Source organism: Saccharopolyspora sp. NPDC000359 (assembly GCF_040300525.1).
GTDB lineage: Bacteria > Actinomycetota > Actinomycetes > Mycobacteriales > Pseudonocardiaceae > Saccharopolyspora.
Map to the genome: position 1 here is coordinate 46,359 of NZ_JBEPDU010000021.1, position 14,682 is coordinate 61,040.

15 protein-coding genes are annotated in these 14,682 nt (G+C 72.3%); 10 read left to right on the top strand and 5 right to left on the bottom strand.

The genetic code is table 11. The features are described from left to right. Window positions 1–57: 57 nt before the first annotated feature. Together ABT324_RS15705 and ABT324_RS15710 are read left to right on the top strand one after the other, a co-directional pair. Window positions 58–954 carry an SDR family oxidoreductase gene (locus tag ABT324_RS15705; protein ID WP_351177132.1) on the top strand — a complete coding sequence of 299 codons (897 nt, stop codon included), beginning with the start codon at window positions 58–60 and terminating at the stop codon, window positions 952–954. A gap of 256 nt (window positions 955–1,210) precedes the next feature. Continuing rightward, window positions 1,211–2,245, top strand: a complete 1,035-nt coding sequence (locus ABT324_RS15710) for an MBL fold metallo-hydrolase (RefSeq protein WP_351176947.1) — start codon at window positions 1,211–1,213, stop codon at window positions 2,243–2,245. 6 nt (window positions 2,246–2,251) lie between these two features. Here ABT324_RS15710 and kstR read toward each other — a convergent pair whose 3' ends face one another. Next, complete coding sequence (gene kstR / locus ABT324_RS15715) at window positions 2,252–2,860, bottom strand: cholesterol catabolism transcriptional regulator KstR (protein ID WP_351176950.1); 609 nt, start codon at window positions 2,858–2,860, stop codon at window positions 2,252–2,254. Between the two features lie 162 nt (window positions 2,861–3,022). On the opposite strand from kstR, the gene ABT324_RS15720 reads away from it, so the two are divergent. Genes ABT324_RS15720 through ABT324_RS15730 form a run of 3 tightly spaced genes read left to right on the top strand, consistent with a single transcriptional unit; the run spans window position 3,023 to window position 6,064 of the window. Then, entirely contained in the window at window positions 3,023–4,279 is a 1,257-nt protein-coding gene (locus ABT324_RS15720; protein ID WP_351176953.1) for a glycosyltransferase family 4 protein, read from the top strand. Between the two features lie 2 nt (window positions 4,280–4,281). Beyond that, window positions 4,282–5,004, top strand: coding sequence for a class I SAM-dependent methyltransferase (locus ABT324_RS15725; protein WP_351177135.1), 723 nt, complete (start codon window positions 4,282–4,284; stop codon window positions 5,002–5,004). Beyond that, complete coding sequence (locus ABT324_RS15730) at window positions 4,991–6,064, top strand: prenyltransferase (protein WP_351176956.1); 1,074 nt, start codon at window positions 4,991–4,993, stop codon at window positions 6,062–6,064. Before ABT324_RS15725 ends, ABT324_RS15730 begins: the two co-directional genes overlap by 14 nt. Before the next feature lie 152 nt (window positions 6,065–6,216). Here the strand turns inward: ABT324_RS15730 and ABT324_RS15735 are convergent, their stop codons facing one another. Then, on the bottom strand, window positions 6,217–6,900 hold the full coding sequence (locus ABT324_RS15735) for a class I SAM-dependent methyltransferase (RefSeq protein ID WP_351176959.1): 684 nt from the start codon (window positions 6,898–6,900) through the stop codon (window positions 6,217–6,219). A 168-nt stretch (window positions 6,901–7,068) separates the two neighbouring features. On the opposite strand from ABT324_RS15735, the gene ABT324_RS15740 reads away from it, so the two are divergent. Genes ABT324_RS15740 through ABT324_RS15760 form a run of 5 tightly spaced genes read left to right on the top strand, consistent with a single transcriptional unit; the run spans window position 7,069 to window position 11,858 of the window. After that, window positions 7,069–8,103, top strand: a complete 1,035-nt coding sequence (locus tag ABT324_RS15740; RefSeq protein WP_351176962.1) for an acyl-CoA dehydrogenase family protein — start codon at window positions 7,069–7,071, stop codon at window positions 8,101–8,103. A 22-nt stretch (window positions 8,104–8,125) separates the two neighbouring features. After that, on the top strand, window positions 8,126–9,298 hold the full coding sequence (locus tag ABT324_RS15745; protein WP_351176965.1) for an acyl-CoA dehydrogenase family protein: 1,173 nt from the start codon (window positions 8,126–8,128) through the stop codon (window positions 9,296–9,298). A gap of 12 nt (window positions 9,299–9,310) precedes the next feature. Continuing rightward, the gene (locus ABT324_RS15750; protein WP_351176968.1) at window positions 9,311–10,258 is read left to right on the top strand and encodes a bifunctional MaoC family dehydratase N-terminal/OB-fold nucleic acid binding domain-containing protein; all 948 of its coding nucleotides are present in this window, start codon (window positions 9,311–9,313) and stop codon (window positions 10,256–10,258) included. Further along, the gene (locus ABT324_RS15755; RefSeq protein WP_351176971.1) at window positions 10,255–10,689 is read left to right on the top strand and encodes a MaoC family dehydratase; all 435 of its coding nucleotides are present in this window, start codon (window positions 10,255–10,257) and stop codon (window positions 10,687–10,689) included. Before ABT324_RS15750 ends, ABT324_RS15755 begins: the two co-directional genes overlap by 4 nt. Beyond that, on the top strand, window positions 10,686–11,858 hold the full coding sequence (locus tag ABT324_RS15760; protein WP_351176974.1) for a lipid-transfer protein: 1,173 nt from the start codon (window positions 10,686–10,688) through the stop codon (window positions 11,856–11,858). The genes ABT324_RS15755 and ABT324_RS15760 overlap by 4 nt, the downstream gene beginning before the upstream one ends. Window positions 11,859–11,968: 110 nt before the next feature. On the opposite strand, the gene ABT324_RS15765 is transcribed toward ABT324_RS15760, so the two are convergent. The 3 genes from ABT324_RS15765 to ABT324_RS15775 form a co-directional block, all read right to left on the bottom strand. After that, window positions 11,969–12,145, bottom strand: coding sequence for a hypothetical protein (locus ABT324_RS15765; RefSeq protein ID WP_351176977.1), 177 nt, complete (start codon window positions 12,143–12,145; stop codon window positions 11,969–11,971). Window positions 12,146–12,281: 136 nt separating this feature from the next. Beyond that, window positions 12,282–13,250 (bottom strand): helix-turn-helix transcriptional regulator, encoded by a 969-nt coding sequence (locus ABT324_RS15770; protein ID WP_351176980.1) that lies wholly within the window; start codon window positions 13,248–13,250, stop codon window positions 12,282–12,284. A 247-nt stretch (window positions 13,251–13,497) separates the two neighbouring features. Next, complete coding sequence (locus ABT324_RS15775; protein ID WP_351176983.1) at window positions 13,498–14,652, bottom strand: 2Fe-2S iron-sulfur cluster-binding protein; 1,155 nt, start codon at window positions 14,650–14,652, stop codon at window positions 13,498–13,500. Window positions 14,653–14,682: the final 30 nt, after the last annotated feature.

The window sequence follows — 14,682 nt, forward strand, 5'->3', positions numbered from 1 at the left end:
CACCGCCGACGGCGCCGGTGCCCGGGAGTGTCCGGTGTGGACAGGAGGCAGCGAGTGATCTGCGCAGGCAGGGTCGTCATCATCACCGGCGCGGGACGTGGCCTGGGGCGGGCGCACGCGCTGGAGTTCGCCCGGCAGGGCGCGCACGTCGTGGTCAACGACCTCGGGGTGCAGCTCGACGGCAGCGGCGGCGGTGGCCAGCCGGCCCAGCAGGTCGCGGCCGAGGTCCGCGCGCTGGGCGGGCAGGCCGAGGTGCACGGCGCCGACGTGTCCGACTGGGAGCAGGCGCGCGAGCTGGTGGACTTCGCGGTGGCGCGCTTCGGCCAGTTGGACGTGCTGGTGAACAACGCCGGTGTGGTCCGGGACCGGATGTTCGTCAACCTCTCGGAAGCCGAGTGGGACCAGGTGATCCGCGTCCACCTCAAGGGCCACGCCGCGACGCTGCGGCACGCCGCCCAGCACTGGCGCGACCGGTCCAAGGCGGGGGAGCAGGTGCAGGCCCGGGTCATCAACACGACCTCCGGGGCCGGGTTGCTCGGCAGCATCGGGCAGACCAACTACGCCGCGGCCAAGGCGGGCATCGCCGCGCTGACCATCAACACCGCGGCCGAGCTCGCCCGCTACGGGGTCACGGTGAACGCCATCGCCCCGTCGGCGCGCACCCGGATGACCGAGGACGTCTTCGCCGACATGATGGCCCGGCCGTCGGACGGGTTCGACGGCATGGCGCCGGAGAACGTCTCCCCGCTGGTGACCTGGTTGGGCAGCGCGGAATCCGCCGACGTGACGGGCCGGGTGTTCGAGGTCCAGGGCGGGCAGTTGACCGTGGCGACCGGCTGGGGGCGCGGACCGTCCCGCGATGCGGGACGTCGCTGGCGCCCGGAGGAACTCGGCCCGGCCGTCCGCGAACTCCTCGCCGAGGCCCCGACCCCGGAACCGGTCTACGGCACCTGACCTCGGTCGACGGCACACCGCCGGGGTCGGGGTGCGAGTTCCGCGGACATCTCATGTGCGACTCCCGTGGAACTCGTGTCCGCGGAGCTCCGTCAGGTGGAGGGGTGCGCGAATCCCATCTCGGTTCCCATTGGAATTGCGGTGGACTCGCGCTGGGACGGGGCGCCGGGGCGCGGATTGCACGTGGTGGGGCGGGAAGCGGCGTGGGCGCGGGTTACCCTCGCGGGGGAGCACGGCGAGGAGCTGGAGGTCTGCGGTGAGCGGTGGTGCGGTGGAGGCCAGGCACGCCTGGATCGAACCCGGGGTGTTCGAGGTGGCACCGGGAGTGCACCGAATCCCGCTGCCCCTGCCCAACGACGGCCTGCGCGCGGTCAACGCCTACGCCATCGAGGACGACGGCGGGCTGGTGCTCATCGACTCCGGCTGGGCGCTCGACGAAGCGCGCGACCAGCTCGAATCGGCGCTGGGCGAGATCGGGTACGGCTTCGAGGACATCCGCCGGTTCCTGGTCACCCACGTGCACCGCGACCACTACACCCTCGCGGTGGCGCTGCGCCGCACCTTCGGCTCCCGGATCAGCCTCGGCGCGGGCGAGCAGCCCTCCCTGGAGGCGATCCTGGAGGGCAACCAGGAGGTCGAGGCCGAGCGGCTGCGGCGGTGGGGCGCCGCCGACCTGCTGGCCAAGCTCGCCGAGGCCTACGGCGGGAAGGCGCCGAAGACCCGCAGCCCCTACGAACTCCCCGACGAGTGGCTGGACGGCAAGGTCGAGGTGCCGCTGGCCTCCCGCACGCTGCTGGCGGTGCCGACGCCCGGGCACACCGCCGGGCACGTGGTGTTCCTGGACTCCGCCTCGTCGCTGATGTTTTCCGGCGACCACGTCCTGCCGCACATCACGCCGTCCATCGGCGTCGAACCGGCGCGGCCCGAACTCCCGCTGCGCGACTACCTGGACTCCCTGCGCCTGGTGCAGTCCTACCCGGACATGCGGCTGCTGCCCGCGCACGGCCCGGTCGGCGGCAGCTCGCACGGCAGGGTCGCCGAACTCCTGCAGCACCACGAGGAACGCTTGGAGCAGACCGCGGGCGCGGTCCGCGACGGCGCGGGCACGGCCTACGAAGCGGCCCTGGCGCTGGGCTGGACCCGCCGCAACCGGAAGTTCCTGGACATGGACCTGTTCAACCAGGTCCTCGCGGTCGGCGAGACCGACGCCCACCTGGAAGTCCTGGTCACCCGCGGTGTCCTCACCGCCACCACCGACGACAGCGGCATCCGCGAGTACGCGCTGGCCTGACCCGGCTCAGGCCAGCAGCAGGCGGACGGTGAGCTCGAGGCGGTTGGAGACGTCGGAGGCCGAGGCGCGGCGGGTCACCCAGGCGACCAGGTTGGACAGCCACACGTCGCCGATCACCCGAGCGATCGCCTTCTCCTCGTCGGTCGGGTCGCCGTCGGTCATGGCGTTGGTGAAGAACCGCTCGACCAGCGCCGCCACCGCGTCCACCTCCGCCGCCGCCGAGGTGTCGGCGAACATGAACGCCCGCGTCATCGCCTCGGTCAGCTGCGGGTTGCGCTGCAGCGAGCGGGTGGTGCGGTTGAGCACGAACATGACCCGCTCGTACGGCGTGCTGCCCGGGATCTTCGTCCGGTCCAACTTGTCCTGGGCCCGTTCGAACTCCCTGGCCAGGCCGGTGACCAGCAGGTGCACCTTGGACGGGAAGTAGCGGTAGAGCGTGCCCAGCGCGACGTCGGCCCGCTCCGCCACCGTCCGCATCTGCACCGCGTCGTAGCCACCCTTGGTGGCCAGCGCGATGGTGGCGTCGATGATCCGCTTGCGGCGCTCGTGCTGGGCGGAGGAACCGGACTCGTCGTCGCGCAGTGCCTGCAGGACGTTCCTCGAGGTGCTTTCCATGCGGCGCGGGCCCCCTAGACGACTGGTTGTCGAAAACCGCGTGTTCGTCGCCACGCGGCTCGTCGCCCCACCACCCTGACGGGTTAAGGTGATCGACGTGGTTCGATCAGAACATGTTCCAGTCTACCCAGTCCGCCCGGCGCGGGCTGTGTGAGGTGAGCCGTGCGGATCGCGTTGCTGTCCTACCGGAGCAAGCCGCACTGCGGCGGGCAGGGCGTCTACGTCCGGCACCTCAGCCGGGGGCTGGCCGAGCTCGGCCACCACGTCGAGGTGTTCTCCGGGCAGCCGTACCCCGAGCTGGATGCCGGGGTGGACCTGACCGCGGTGGACAGCCTCGACCTCTACAACGACGCTGATCCCTTCCGCACCCCGAGCTGGCGGGAGCTGCGGGACGCCGTCGACCTGCTGGAGGTCGGCACCATGTGGACCGCGGGCTTCCCCGAACCGATGACCTTCAGCCTGCGCGCGGCCAAGCTGCTGCGCGCCCGCTCCCACGAGTTCGACGTGGTGCACGACAACCAGTGCCTCGGCTACGGCTTACTGGCCCTGCAACGCGCCGGGATCCCGCTGGTCGCGACGGTGCACCACCCGATCACCCACGACCGCCGGGTGGACCTGGCCGGGGCCATCGGCTGGCGCCGCGTCGGGCTGCGCCGCTGGTACGGCTTCACCCGCATGCAGGCCCGGGTGGCGCGCCGGATCCCGCACCTGCTGACCGTCTCGGAGTCCTCGGCCACCGACATCCGCCGCGACTTCGGCGTCGCCCCGCACCAGCTGCGGGTGGTGCCGCTGGGGGTGGACGCGGAGGTCTTCCAGCCGCCGACCGCCCCGCGCGTCCCGGGCCGCATCGTGGCGATGGCCAGCGCGGACACCCCGATGAAGGGCATCGGCACGCTGCTGGAGGCGGTCGCCAAGCTGCGCACCGAGCGCTCGGTGGAACTGGTTCTGGTCGCCAAGCCCATCCCCGGCGGACCCACCGAGCAGCTCATCGACGAGCTGGCCATCGGCGACGTGGTGCGCACCGTGAGCGGGCTCAGCGACGCCGAGCTCGCCGCGCTGCTGGGCTCGGCCGAGGTCGCCAGCGTCCCGTCGCTGTACGAGGGGTTCTCGCTGCCCACCGTGGAGGCGATGGCCTGCGCGACGCCGCTGGTGGCCAGCCGCGCCGGGGCCATCCCGGAGGTCGCCGGTGCTGACGGGGAGACCGCCGACCTGGTGCCGCCGGGCGACGCGGAAGCGCTGGCCACCGCGCTGGCGCGGCTGCTCGACTCGCCGGAGCGGCGGCAGCGGCTCGGCGCGGCCGGTCGGGCGCGGGTGCTGGCGAAGTACGACTGGAAGTCGGTGGCAGCGGCGACGGTCGACTGCTACGCGGAAGCGATCGCGCGCACGCCGCGCGCACGGAAGGGAGCAACGCTTTGCTGACGGTGGACTTCGACAGGCTCGGCGTGCAGGCCGGCCAGCGGGTGCTGGACCTGGGTTGCGGCGCGGGGCGGCACGCCTTCGAGCTCTACCGCCGCGGCGCGGACGTGATCGCCTTCGACCAGGACGTGGCCGAGCTGGAGAACGTGGCGGCGATGTTCGGCGCCATGAAGGCCGAGGACCAGGTCCCCGACGGTGCCAACGCCCAGACCGTCTCCGGGGACGCGCTGGCCCTGCCCTTCCCGGACGGGCACTTCGACGTGGTGATCGCCTCGGAGATCATGGAGCACATCCCCGAGGACGAGAAGGCCATGCGCGAGGTGGTGCGCGTGGTCAAGCCCGGCGGCCGGGTCGTGGTCACCGTGCCGCGCGCCTGGCCGGAGAAGATCTGCTGGGCGCTGTCCGACGAGTACCACCAGGTCGAGGGCGGGCACGTGCGCATCTACAGCGCAGACGAGCTCATCGGTAAGCTCCGCGACGCGGGCCTGCGCCCGGTGTTCCACCACTACGCGCACGCGCTGCACTCGCCGTACTGGTGGCTCAAGTGCGCGGTGGGCACCGACAACGACGACCACCCGCTGCCCAAGCTCTACCACAAGATGCTGGTGTGGGACCTGATGAAGGGCCCGTGGCTGACCCGCACCGCGGAGCGGCTGCTGAACCCGGTGATGGGCAAGAGCATCGCCGTCTACCTGGGCAAGCCGGGGGCAGCCCGTGCTGGGGCCTGAGGTCCCCGGCGCGCTGTCCGCGGAGCAGGCCGTCCAGACCGGGCGGGCGATCGCGGCGACGCAGCTGGCCTCGGGCGCGATCCCGTGGTTCACCGGCGGGCACGTGGACCCGTGGGACCACGTCGAGTCCGCGATGGCGCTGTCCGCGACCGGGCTGGTCGCCGAGGCCGAGCGCGCCTACGAGTGGTTGCGCGCCACGCAGCGCGCGGACGGGTCGTGGCCGCTGAAGGTGCACGACGGCCGCGTCGAGGACGCCGGGGCGGACACCAACTTCTGCGCCTACCCGGCCGTCGGCGTCTGGCACCACCTGCTGATCAGCGGGGATGACGGGTTCGCCGAGCGGATGTGGCCCGTGGTGCGCGCCGCGATCGACTTCGTGCTGACCGCGCAGCGCGAGCGCGGCGAGGTGGACTGGGCGATCGGCGCGTCCGGGGTGCCGACCGGGGAGGCGCTGCTGTCCGGCTGCTCCAGCATCCACCACAGCCTGCGGTGCGCGCTGGCGCTGGCCGAGCACCTGGACCAGCCGCAACCGAGCTGGGAAGTGGCGTTGGGGCGGCTGGGCCACGTCATCCGGCACCACCCGGAGGCGTTCACGCCCAAGACCCGGTACTCGATGGACTGGTACTACCCGGTGCTCGGTGGGGCGCTGCGCGGTGCGGCCGGGCGCGATCGGTTGTTCGCGCGCTGGTCGGACTTCGTGGTCGACGGCCTCGGGGTGCGCTGCGTGGACGACCACCCGTGGGTCACCGGCGCGGAGACCTGCGAGCTGGTGCTGAGCCTGGAGGCGGTCGACGAGTACGACCGGGCGCGCGAGCTGCTGGCGGCCATGCAGCACCTGCGCGACCCGGACGGCTCGTACTGGACGGGCCTGGTCTACGCCGACAACAAGCGCTGGCCGGTCGAGCTCTCGACCTGGACGGCCGGTGCGGTGGTGCTGGCGGCTGACGCCCTGTCGCGCACCACCCCGGGCAACGGCATCTTCCGCGGCGAGAAGCTGCCCACCGGTCTTGCGCTGGAGAACCCCTCCTGCTGCGAGCTGGAGCACGTCCCCGGATCCTGACCTGCGGCGATGCCACGGGTTCCGGGGCTCCGCCGCGCGCTGTCCCGCGATTCCAATGGGAATCGGACGTCTGGGCCCCATTGGATTCGCGGGGAGTTGGTCTCCTGCGCCGTGTCCTGACGTGCCGGGTTCCTCGGTGGGAACCGCGGAGGTCAGGGGAGGGTGCCGGGCTCCCCTGAGGTGCGCTGGAGGACGCGGAGGGAGCCGACGACGCGGATCTCCTCGAAGGAGCCGGTCTCCAGAGCTCGGCAGTAGATGCGGTAGGGGGCCTGGCCGCCGTCCTCGGGGTTCGGGAAGACGTCGTGGATCACCAGGACCCCGCCTGGGGAGACCCAGGGGGCCCAGCCCTCGTAGTCGGTGGTGGCCGCCGCGTCGGTGTGCCCACCGTCGATGAACAGCATGGACAGCGGGGTGCGCCAGAACGCGGCGACGTCGCCGGAGCGGCCGACGATCGCGGTGACCTCGTCCTCCAGCCCGGCGCGGGCGATGGTGCGCCGGAACTCGCCCAGCGTGTCCAGCCTGCCGACCAGCGGGTCGACCAGGTCCGGGTCGTGGTACTCCCAGCCGGGCTGGTGCTCCTCGGACCCGCGGTGGTGGTCGACGGTGACGATCCGGCCGCCGGTGCGGCGCGCCGCCGCGCCCAGGTAGACAGCCGACTTGCCGCAGTAGGTGCCGATCTCCACCGCCAGGCCGGTGCCCAGGTGCTCCAGCGCCGTCTCGTGCAGCGCCTGGCCCTCGTCGGCGGGCATGAACCCGGTGGTCTGCTCGGCGAGCTCGCCCAACTCGGCCGGGATCGGTGGGTGGTGCGGGCGTTCGGTGGCCGATCCCTGCGTCACTGGTGCTCCTTCGCGATGGCTTCTGGCGTGCGCACCGAGACTACCTCCTGAACTCCTGAGTTCTGGTAGAAGCTGTTCTACTCAACGCCCGCTGGGTCTTGCGTCCGGGGGTCGCGGGAGGTATCACTAGAACAAGTTTCACTTGACGGCGCTCGGTGAGGCGGGGAGATGGAGTTCGCGCTCGAGGAAACGCAGCAGGAGGTCCAGGATCTGGCTGCCGCGGTGCTGCGCCGCGAGTCCGGCCGTGCTGGTGGAACTGGTTTCGACGAAGGTGCGTGGAAGGCGCTGGACGACGCGGGCTTGCTGTCCCTGGCGGTCCCGGAGCGGCTCGGCGGCGCCGGGCTCGGCATGCTGGAGACCGCGATCGTGCTCACCGAGGTCGGTCGCGCCGCTGCCGATGTCCCGGCCCTGAGCGCGCTCGCCTTCGGCGTCCTGCCGATCGCCAGGCACGGTTCCCCGTCGCAGCAGCAGGAGCTGCTCGCCGGGAAGCCGCTGACCGCGGCCCTCAACGAGCCCTCGTCGCCCCTGCCCGGCGAACCCCGGACCGCGGTGGCAGCCGGGAAGGTGTCCGGGACGAAGACCGGTGTCCTGGACGCCGACCGGGCCCAGCGGCTGCTGGTCTCGGCCACCACCCCGGACGGGCCGGCGGTCGTGCTGGTCGACCCGGCGGCACCGGGCGTCGCGCTGCACCGGACCCGGAGCTCGTCGGGTGCCGAGTGGGTGGTCCGGTTCGACGAAGCGCCAGCCGAACCCCTCGGCGACGCCGCAGCGCTGGCCGACGTGCACGCCTGCGCGCTCGCCGGTATCTGCGCGATCGGTGACGGCGCGGTCGCCGGGGCCCTGGCGCTCACCGCTGAGCACCTGCGGACCCGGCACCAGTTCGGCAAGCCGCTCGCCGCCTTCCAAGCCGTGGCCCAGCAGGTCGCCGACGCCTACGTCGCCGCGCGCACCCTCCACCTGGCCACGCTCTCCGCGTGCTGGCGGCTGGGTTCCGGGCTCGATGCCACCGAAGACCTCGACGTTGCCGCCTGGTGGCTGGCCGAGGAGGCTCCGGCGCTGCTGCGCACCTGCCACCACCTGCACGGCGGGCTCGGGCTGGACATCACCTACCCGCTGCACCGCTACTCGTCGCTGATCGCGGACCTGGCCCGGCTCGTCGGCGGTGCGGACCACCGCTTGGACGCGCTCGCGGCGCGAGCCTGACGCCCACCGAGAGGAGGTGCTGATGTTCATCGACCTCACCGCCGAGCAACGCGCACTCCAAGCAGAGCTGCGCGACTACTTCAGCGGACTCGTCACACCGGAGGAACGCGAGCAGCTCGCCGTGGACCGGCACTGCCAGGCGCACCGCGACGTGGTGCGCCGGATGGGTCGGGACGGCTGGCTCGGCGTGGGCTGGCCGGTCGAGCACGGCGGGCGGGGGTTCGGCGACGTCGAGCAGCTGATCTTCGCCAACGAGGCCGCCCGCGCCGACGTGCAGCTGCCCGCGGTGACGCTGCAGACGGTGGGGCCGACGCTGCAGGCCTACGGCACACCGGAGCAGAAGGCCTTCTTCCTGCCGAAGATCCTCGCCGGTGAGGTCCACTTCGCGATCGGCTACACCGAACCGGACGCGGGCACCGACCTCGCCTCGCTGCGCACCACCGCCGTGCGGGACGGGGACAGCTTCCTGGTCAACGGCCAGAAGACCTTCACCACCGGCGCGCACGACGCGGACTACATCTGGCTGGCCTGCCGGACGAACCCGGACGCGCCCAAGCACAAGGGCATCTCCATCCTCATCGTCGACACCACCGACCCCGGCTACTCGTGGACGCCGATCATCACCTGCGACGGGGCGCACCACGTCAACGCCAGCTACTACCAGGACGTGCGGGTGCCCGCGTCGATGCTGGTCGGTGAGCTGGACCGGGGCTGGCGGCTGATCACCACGCAGCTCAATCACGAGCGCGTCATGCTCGGACCGGCCGGGCGCATCGCGGGCCTGCGCGAGCGGGTGCGCGCGTGGGCCGCCGCGCGGACCGCCCTGGACGGCACCCCGCTGCTCGACCTGCCGGACGTGCGCCGGGCGCTGGCGCGGGCGCGGGCCGACGAGCGGGTCAACGAGCTGCTGAACTGGCAGGTCGCCGCGGCCGCCGCGCGCGGTCCGGTCGCCGTCGCCGACGCCTCGGCGACCAAGGTGTTCTCGTCCGAGCGGATCCAGGACCTGGGGCGCCAACTGGCCGAGGTGGTCGGGCGGCACGGTGACCCGTCCGATGCGGACACCGCGGACCTGTTGTCCTGGTTGGACGTCCACAACAAGCGGAACCTGGTGCTGACCTTCGGTGGCGGGGTCAACGAGGTGCAGCGCGAACTGATCGCCACCGCCGGGCTCGACCTGCCCCGAGTGCCCCGCTGAGCCGGAGGGAACATGACCAGCTCGATCAGCGACGCCGCCCACCGCATCCAGGAGCGCGGACCCAGCGCGCCGCGCGCGGCCCGCGACCCGGTGAACCTGCCGATGGTCAACAACTGGGTGGAGGCCATCGGCGACCAGAACCCGGTCTACACCAGCGAGACCGCCGCCGCCGGGTCCGTCCATGGTGGACTGGTCGCGCCACCCGCCATGGTGCAGGTGTGGACGATGGGCGGCCTGGATCCGCAGCGCGACCCGGACGACCCGCTGCACGCCATGATGGTCGAGCTCGACGAGGCCGGGTTCACCTCGGTGGTGGCGACCAACTGCGAGCAGACCTACCACCGGTACCTGCGGCACGGCGAGCAGCTCACCGTGACGACCCGGCTGGACAGCGTGGTTGGGCCGAAGACCACGGCGCTCGGCGAGGGCTGGTTCGTCACCACCCGCAACACCTGGTTCGTCGGCGACGAGCCGGTGGCCGAGATGCTGTTCCGGGTGCTGAAGTTCCGCCCGCCGGAGCGCGCGGCGCAGCGGCCGGAGCAGGAACCGGGGACCGCGGTGATCCGCCCGGCGATCGGCCCCGACACCGCCTACTTCTGGGCGGGTGCCGCGGCCGGGGAACTGCGCATCCAGCGCTGCGGCCAGTGCGGGTTGCTGCGCCACCCGCCCGGCCCGATGTGCCCGGAGTGCGGCGCCACCAAGCGCACCCACCTCGTCTCCGAAGGCCACGGCGAGGTCCACAGCTACGTCGTGCACCACCACCCACCGGTGCCCGGCAAGGATCTGCCGCTGGTGGTCGCGCTGGTGGAGCTGGACGAAGGGGTCCGGGTGCTCGGCGAGCTCCACGGAGTGGCACCGGACGAGGTGGCGGTCGGCCAGCGGGTCGCGGTCGACTTCCTGCGCGTGGACGACGAACTGGCGCTGCCCATCTGGCGGCCCGAGCCGACGGAGGCCTCATGAGCGGACCGGAACTCCGCGCGACCAGGTCCTCGGCCGGGGTCGCGATCGGTGATGCCCTGCCGGAGGAGCGGATCGAGGTGACGCCGACGTTCGTGGTCAGCACGGCAATCGCCACCCGGGACTTCCAGGACGTCCACCACGACCGCGACCTGGCGGTGGCCAAGGGGTCGAAGGACATCTTCGTCAACATCCTGACCACCACCGGTCTGGTGCAGCGCTACGTGACCGACTGGGCTGGGCCGGAGGCGCTGGTGCGCGGGGTGGCGATCAAGCTCGGGGTGCCCTGCTACGCCCACGAGGTGCTGACCCTGCACGGCCAGGTGCTGGAGCGCGACGGTGCGGTGCTGGTCGTGGAGGTGCTGGGGCGTAACAGCCTGGGCACGCACGTCAGCGGGACGGTCCGGGTCGAACTGCCGGAGGTGGCGGCATGAGCGAATTCTCCGGCAGCGCGGCGGTCGTGGGCATCGGCGCGACCGAGTTCTCCAAGGACTCCGGGCGCAGCGAGCTGCAGCTGGCCGCCGAGTCGGTGCGCGCCGCGCTCGCCGACGCCGCACTGGAGCCGTCCGATGTGGATGGTCTGGTCACCTTCACCATGGACACCAACACCGAGGTCGCGGTGGCGCGCGAGCTGGGCATCCCGGAGCTGAGCTTCTTCAGCCGGATCCACTACGGCGGCGGGGCGGCGTGCGCGACGGTGCAGCAGGCGGCGATGGCGGTCGCCACCGGCATGGCCGAGGTGGTGGTCTGCTACCGGGCGTTCAACGAGCGCTCCGGGAACCGCTTCGGGCAGGTGCAGACCGCGTTGGCGGGCGCGCCGACCTCCACCGGGCTGGACAACAGCTGGTCCTACCCGGTCGGCCTGGCCACGCCCGGCGCCCAGGTCGCGATGTTCGCCCGCCGCTACATGCACGCCTACGGGGCGACCAGCGAGGACTTCGGCCGGGTGGCGGTGGCCGACCGCAGGCACGCGGCGACCAACCCGAACGCCTGGTTCTACCAGCGGCCGATCACCCTGGCCGACCACCAGGCGTCGCGCTGGATCACCGAACCACTCCGGCTGCTGGACTGCTGCCAGGAGAGCGACGGCGGTGTCGCGGTCGTGGTGACCAGCGCGGAACGCGCTCGGGACCTGCCGCACCCGCCCGCGGTGGTGGCCGCGGCGGCGCAGGGCAGCGGTCCGGACCAGTTCACCATGACCAGCTACTACCGCGACGACCTCACCGCGCTGCCGGAGCTCGGCGTGGTCGCCCGGCAGCTGTGGCAGCAGGCCGGGATCGGGCCGCAGGACGTGCAGGTCGGCATCCTCTACGACCACTTCACCCCGTTCGTCCTGGTGCAGCTGGAGGAGCTGGGCTTCTGCGGGCGCGGCGAGGCCAAGGACTTCATCGCCGGCGGTGCGATCGAGCTCGGCGGGCGGCTGCCGCTGAACACCCACGGCGGTCAGCTCGGCGAGGCCTACATCCACGGCATGAACGGCATCGCCGAAGCGGTCCGCCAGCTCCGCGGCACGGCGGTCAACCAGGTCGACGACGTCGACCACGTCCTGGTCACCGCGGGCACCGGGGTCCCCACCAGCGGCCTGGTCCTGTCCACGTCCTGACCGCAGTTTCAATTGAAACTGCGACTCCCCTGCGGCCCAGACCGCAGTTTCAATTGAAACTGCGGGCCCGGCTCCCGGGGCTGCGGTGGCAATGGGACGGCAACCGCTGGTCAGCAGGGGAGGCCGCACTTGATGCAGACCATGCCGCCGCCCTGCTTCGGGATCGGGGCGTGGCCGCCGCCCTGCGGGCATTCGTCCATGCGCAGGATCGTGGTGCTGTTGCGGGGCGGTGCGGTCCAGGTTCGGGATCCTGCGAGGTCGGCCTGGAGTACGCCGCTGGTGCCCATTGTTTCGCTCCTGATCTTCGTGCTCTCAGGACTTCACGTCGGCTGAGAACGCGTCGAGGAAAAGGTGCAAATGGTCGGCCTCTCGGGGGATTTCCGCGTGGTCGGCGGAGCAACTCCAGCGAACGGGTGATGTTGTTCAGCCGAGCGCGTCGAGTCCCCGGCGCAGCTGGGCCCGAAGTTGCGCCCGCAGCTCGTCCGAGGCGTCGACGGTGAACTCCACGTCGAGGGCGGTCAGGGCGGCGATCTGCCGGGTGAGCTGGGGCAGCGAGTCCTCGCCGAGGTCGACGGTGCAGCTGTTCGCGCCGGTGGGGGACACCCGGTTCGGCAGCAGCGGGTGCAGGCGCTCGCGCACCACATCGGCAGGTGCGTGCACCCCGACCCGAGCGGTGTGGCGGTAGGGCGCGTCGGTGATGGAGCGGCGCAGGTGGTCCGCAGGGCTGTCGGCGGGGAGCTCGCGGGGTTCGAAGCGGCGGCCGGTGGCCAGCGGGTCGCGCAGCCGGTCGGCGCGGAACGTGCGCCAGTCGCCGCGCTCCGGGTCGAAGGCGATCAGGTACCACCGGCCGACGACGGCCACCAGACTGTGCGGCTCCACCCGGCGGGGTTGGGTCGCACCGTCGCGCCTGACGTAGTCGAACGACAGGATTTCGTGGTCCCGGCACGCCGCGGCGAGGGTGGCCAGGACCGCCGCGTCGACCTGTGGTCCCTCGCGCACCACCAGCGGCACCGTCGCCCCGGCCACGGCCGCCACCTGGGCGCGCAGCCGGGCGGGCAGCACCTGCTCCAGCTTGGCCAGCGCGCGGACCGAGCTCTCCTCGATGCCGGTGACGCTCCCGCTGGCGGCGGTCAGCAGCCCGGCGGCCACCGCCACGGCCTCGTCGTCGTCGAGCAGCAGCGGCGGCAGGTCCTTGCCGGAGGCCAACCGGTACCCGCCGGCGGTTCCGGTGGTGGAGGACACCGGGTAGCCGAGCGCGCGCAGCCGGTCGATGTCCCGGCGCACGGTGCGCCCGGTGACCTCCAGCCGGTCGGCGAGCTCGGCGCCGGACCACTCGCGCCTGCTCTGCAGCAGCGACAACAACCGGAGCAACCGGGCGGGCAAGGTGGTCATGACACCATTATCCCCTCCTTGAGGACAGGACCTGTCCGCAAGGTGGCGGATTTGGTCCTTCTGCCCACCGACGAGCACCACACCGCCGAAACCGCCGGGTTCCAGACCTCTCGGGGCGCCGAACGGACGTCGTCGCGGCGACCGGCGGCGAGGACGTGCGGGCCGCCGTCCAGATCGCCGCTGGTCGCGGACTCGCCGTCGCGGTGCGGAGCGAGGGCCACCAGCGTTCGGACCGTGACTGGTCGGATCACTCGTAGGCGATGCGGACCTCGTCGGTGATGGGCAGGGACTGGCAGGCGAGGATGATCCCCTCGTCCAGGTCCTCCTGCTCCAGCACCGAGTTCTGCAGCATCTTGACCTCGCCCCGCTCGATCCGGCAGGCGCAGGCGCTGCACGCGCCTTCGCGGCAGGAGAACGGGGCCGCCACGCCGTTCTCCAACAGCAGGTCGAGGAGGCGCTTCTGGCGAGGCCACCGCAGCCGGTGGTGCTCGCCGTCGAGTTCGAGCTCCACCACGGCCTCCGCCGAGCCACTGCCGGACTCGCCGGAGGCGCCCGGCTCGCCTCGCGGGGACGCGCCAGGAGGCTCGGGACGGTCGGGCGTGTCCACCTCAGGGGCGGCCCCCGCGGGCGCGCTGGACGTGCCCGCGGCGGGAGCGGACTCGTTCTCCGGTTCGCTGGCGGACGTGGCGCGCTTCCTGCGCTCGAACGGGTTCCGCTTGAGGGACACGAAGCGCTCGACGTGGGTCCTGGCTCGGGGCACGTCGAGCTCGCGCAACGCCGCTTCGGCGGTGTCCATGAAGCCGCCCGGGCCGCACACGAAGCACTCGCGGTCGGCGAACGGGCGGCTGAGCTCGCGCAGCGCCTCGACGGTCGGCAGTCCCTGGACCGACTCCAGCCAGTGCACCACCACCAGGCGGTCGGGGTGCCGCGCGACCAGGTCCTGGAGCTCGGCGGCGAAGATGACCGCGTCCTGGTGCTGGTTGGCGTAGATCAGCGCGATGCGCCCGGTCCCGGCCGCCAGCACCGACTTCGCGATGGACATCACCGGCGTGATGCCGCTGCCCGCCGCCAGCAGCAGGACGTCGGCGTCCAGCGAGGTCGGCACGAACGCCCCGGACGGCGGGAGCGCGTCCACTTCGGACTCGGCGGTGATGTTGTCGCACAACCAGTTCGACCCGTACCCGGCGCGCTTGATGGTCACCTGGAGCGCGTCGTCCACGTGCGGCGAGCTGGACAGCGAGTAGCTGCGCGCGACGGATCCGGTGCGGTCGCTGGGGATCCGCAGGGTGAGGAACTGGCCGGGGCGGTAGGTCCACCCCGGTGGTGCCTCGAACACCAGCGAACGGCTCTCGCCGGTCTCCTCGACCACCGCGACGACCCGCAACCGGGCAGGCTCAGGCATCACTGGCTCCTCTGGTGAGACGTCCCACGG

What these genes read in the sequence shown, in the direction of transcription:
- ABT324_RS15745 (WP_351176965.1), top strand. Translation starts at nt 8,126, where the DNA reads ATGTTCATCGACCTCACCGCCGAGCAACGCGCACTCCAAGCAGAGCTG.
- ABT324_RS15770 (WP_351176980.1), bottom strand. Translation starts at nt 13,250, where the DNA reads ATGACCACCTTGCCCGCCCGGTTGCTCCGGTTGTTGTCGCTGCTGCAG.
- ABT324_RS15760 (WP_351176974.1), top strand. Translation starts at nt 10,686, where the DNA reads ATGAGCGAATTCTCCGGCAGCGCGGCGGTCGTGGGCATCGGCGCGACC.
- ABT324_RS15775 (WP_351176983.1), bottom strand. Translation starts at nt 14,652, where the DNA reads ATGCCTGAGCCTGCCCGGTTGCGGGTCGTCGCGGTGGTCGAGGAGACC.
- kstR (WP_351176950.1), bottom strand. Translation starts at nt 2,860, where the DNA reads ATGGAAAGCACCTCGAGGAACGTCCTGCAGGCACTGCGCGACGACGAG.
- ABT324_RS15755 (WP_351176971.1), top strand. Translation starts at nt 10,255, where the DNA reads ATGAGCGGACCGGAACTCCGCGCGACCAGGTCCTCGGCCGGGGTCGCG.
- ABT324_RS15750 (WP_351176968.1), top strand. Translation starts at nt 9,311, where the DNA reads ATGACCAGCTCGATCAGCGACGCCGCCCACCGCATCCAGGAGCGCGGA.
- ABT324_RS15765 (WP_351176977.1), bottom strand. Translation starts at nt 12,145, where the DNA reads ATGGGCACCAGCGGCGTACTCCAGGCCGACCTCGCAGGATCCCGAACC.
- ABT324_RS15740 (WP_351176962.1), top strand. Translation starts at nt 7,069, where the DNA reads ATGGAGTTCGCGCTCGAGGAAACGCAGCAGGAGGTCCAGGATCTGGCT.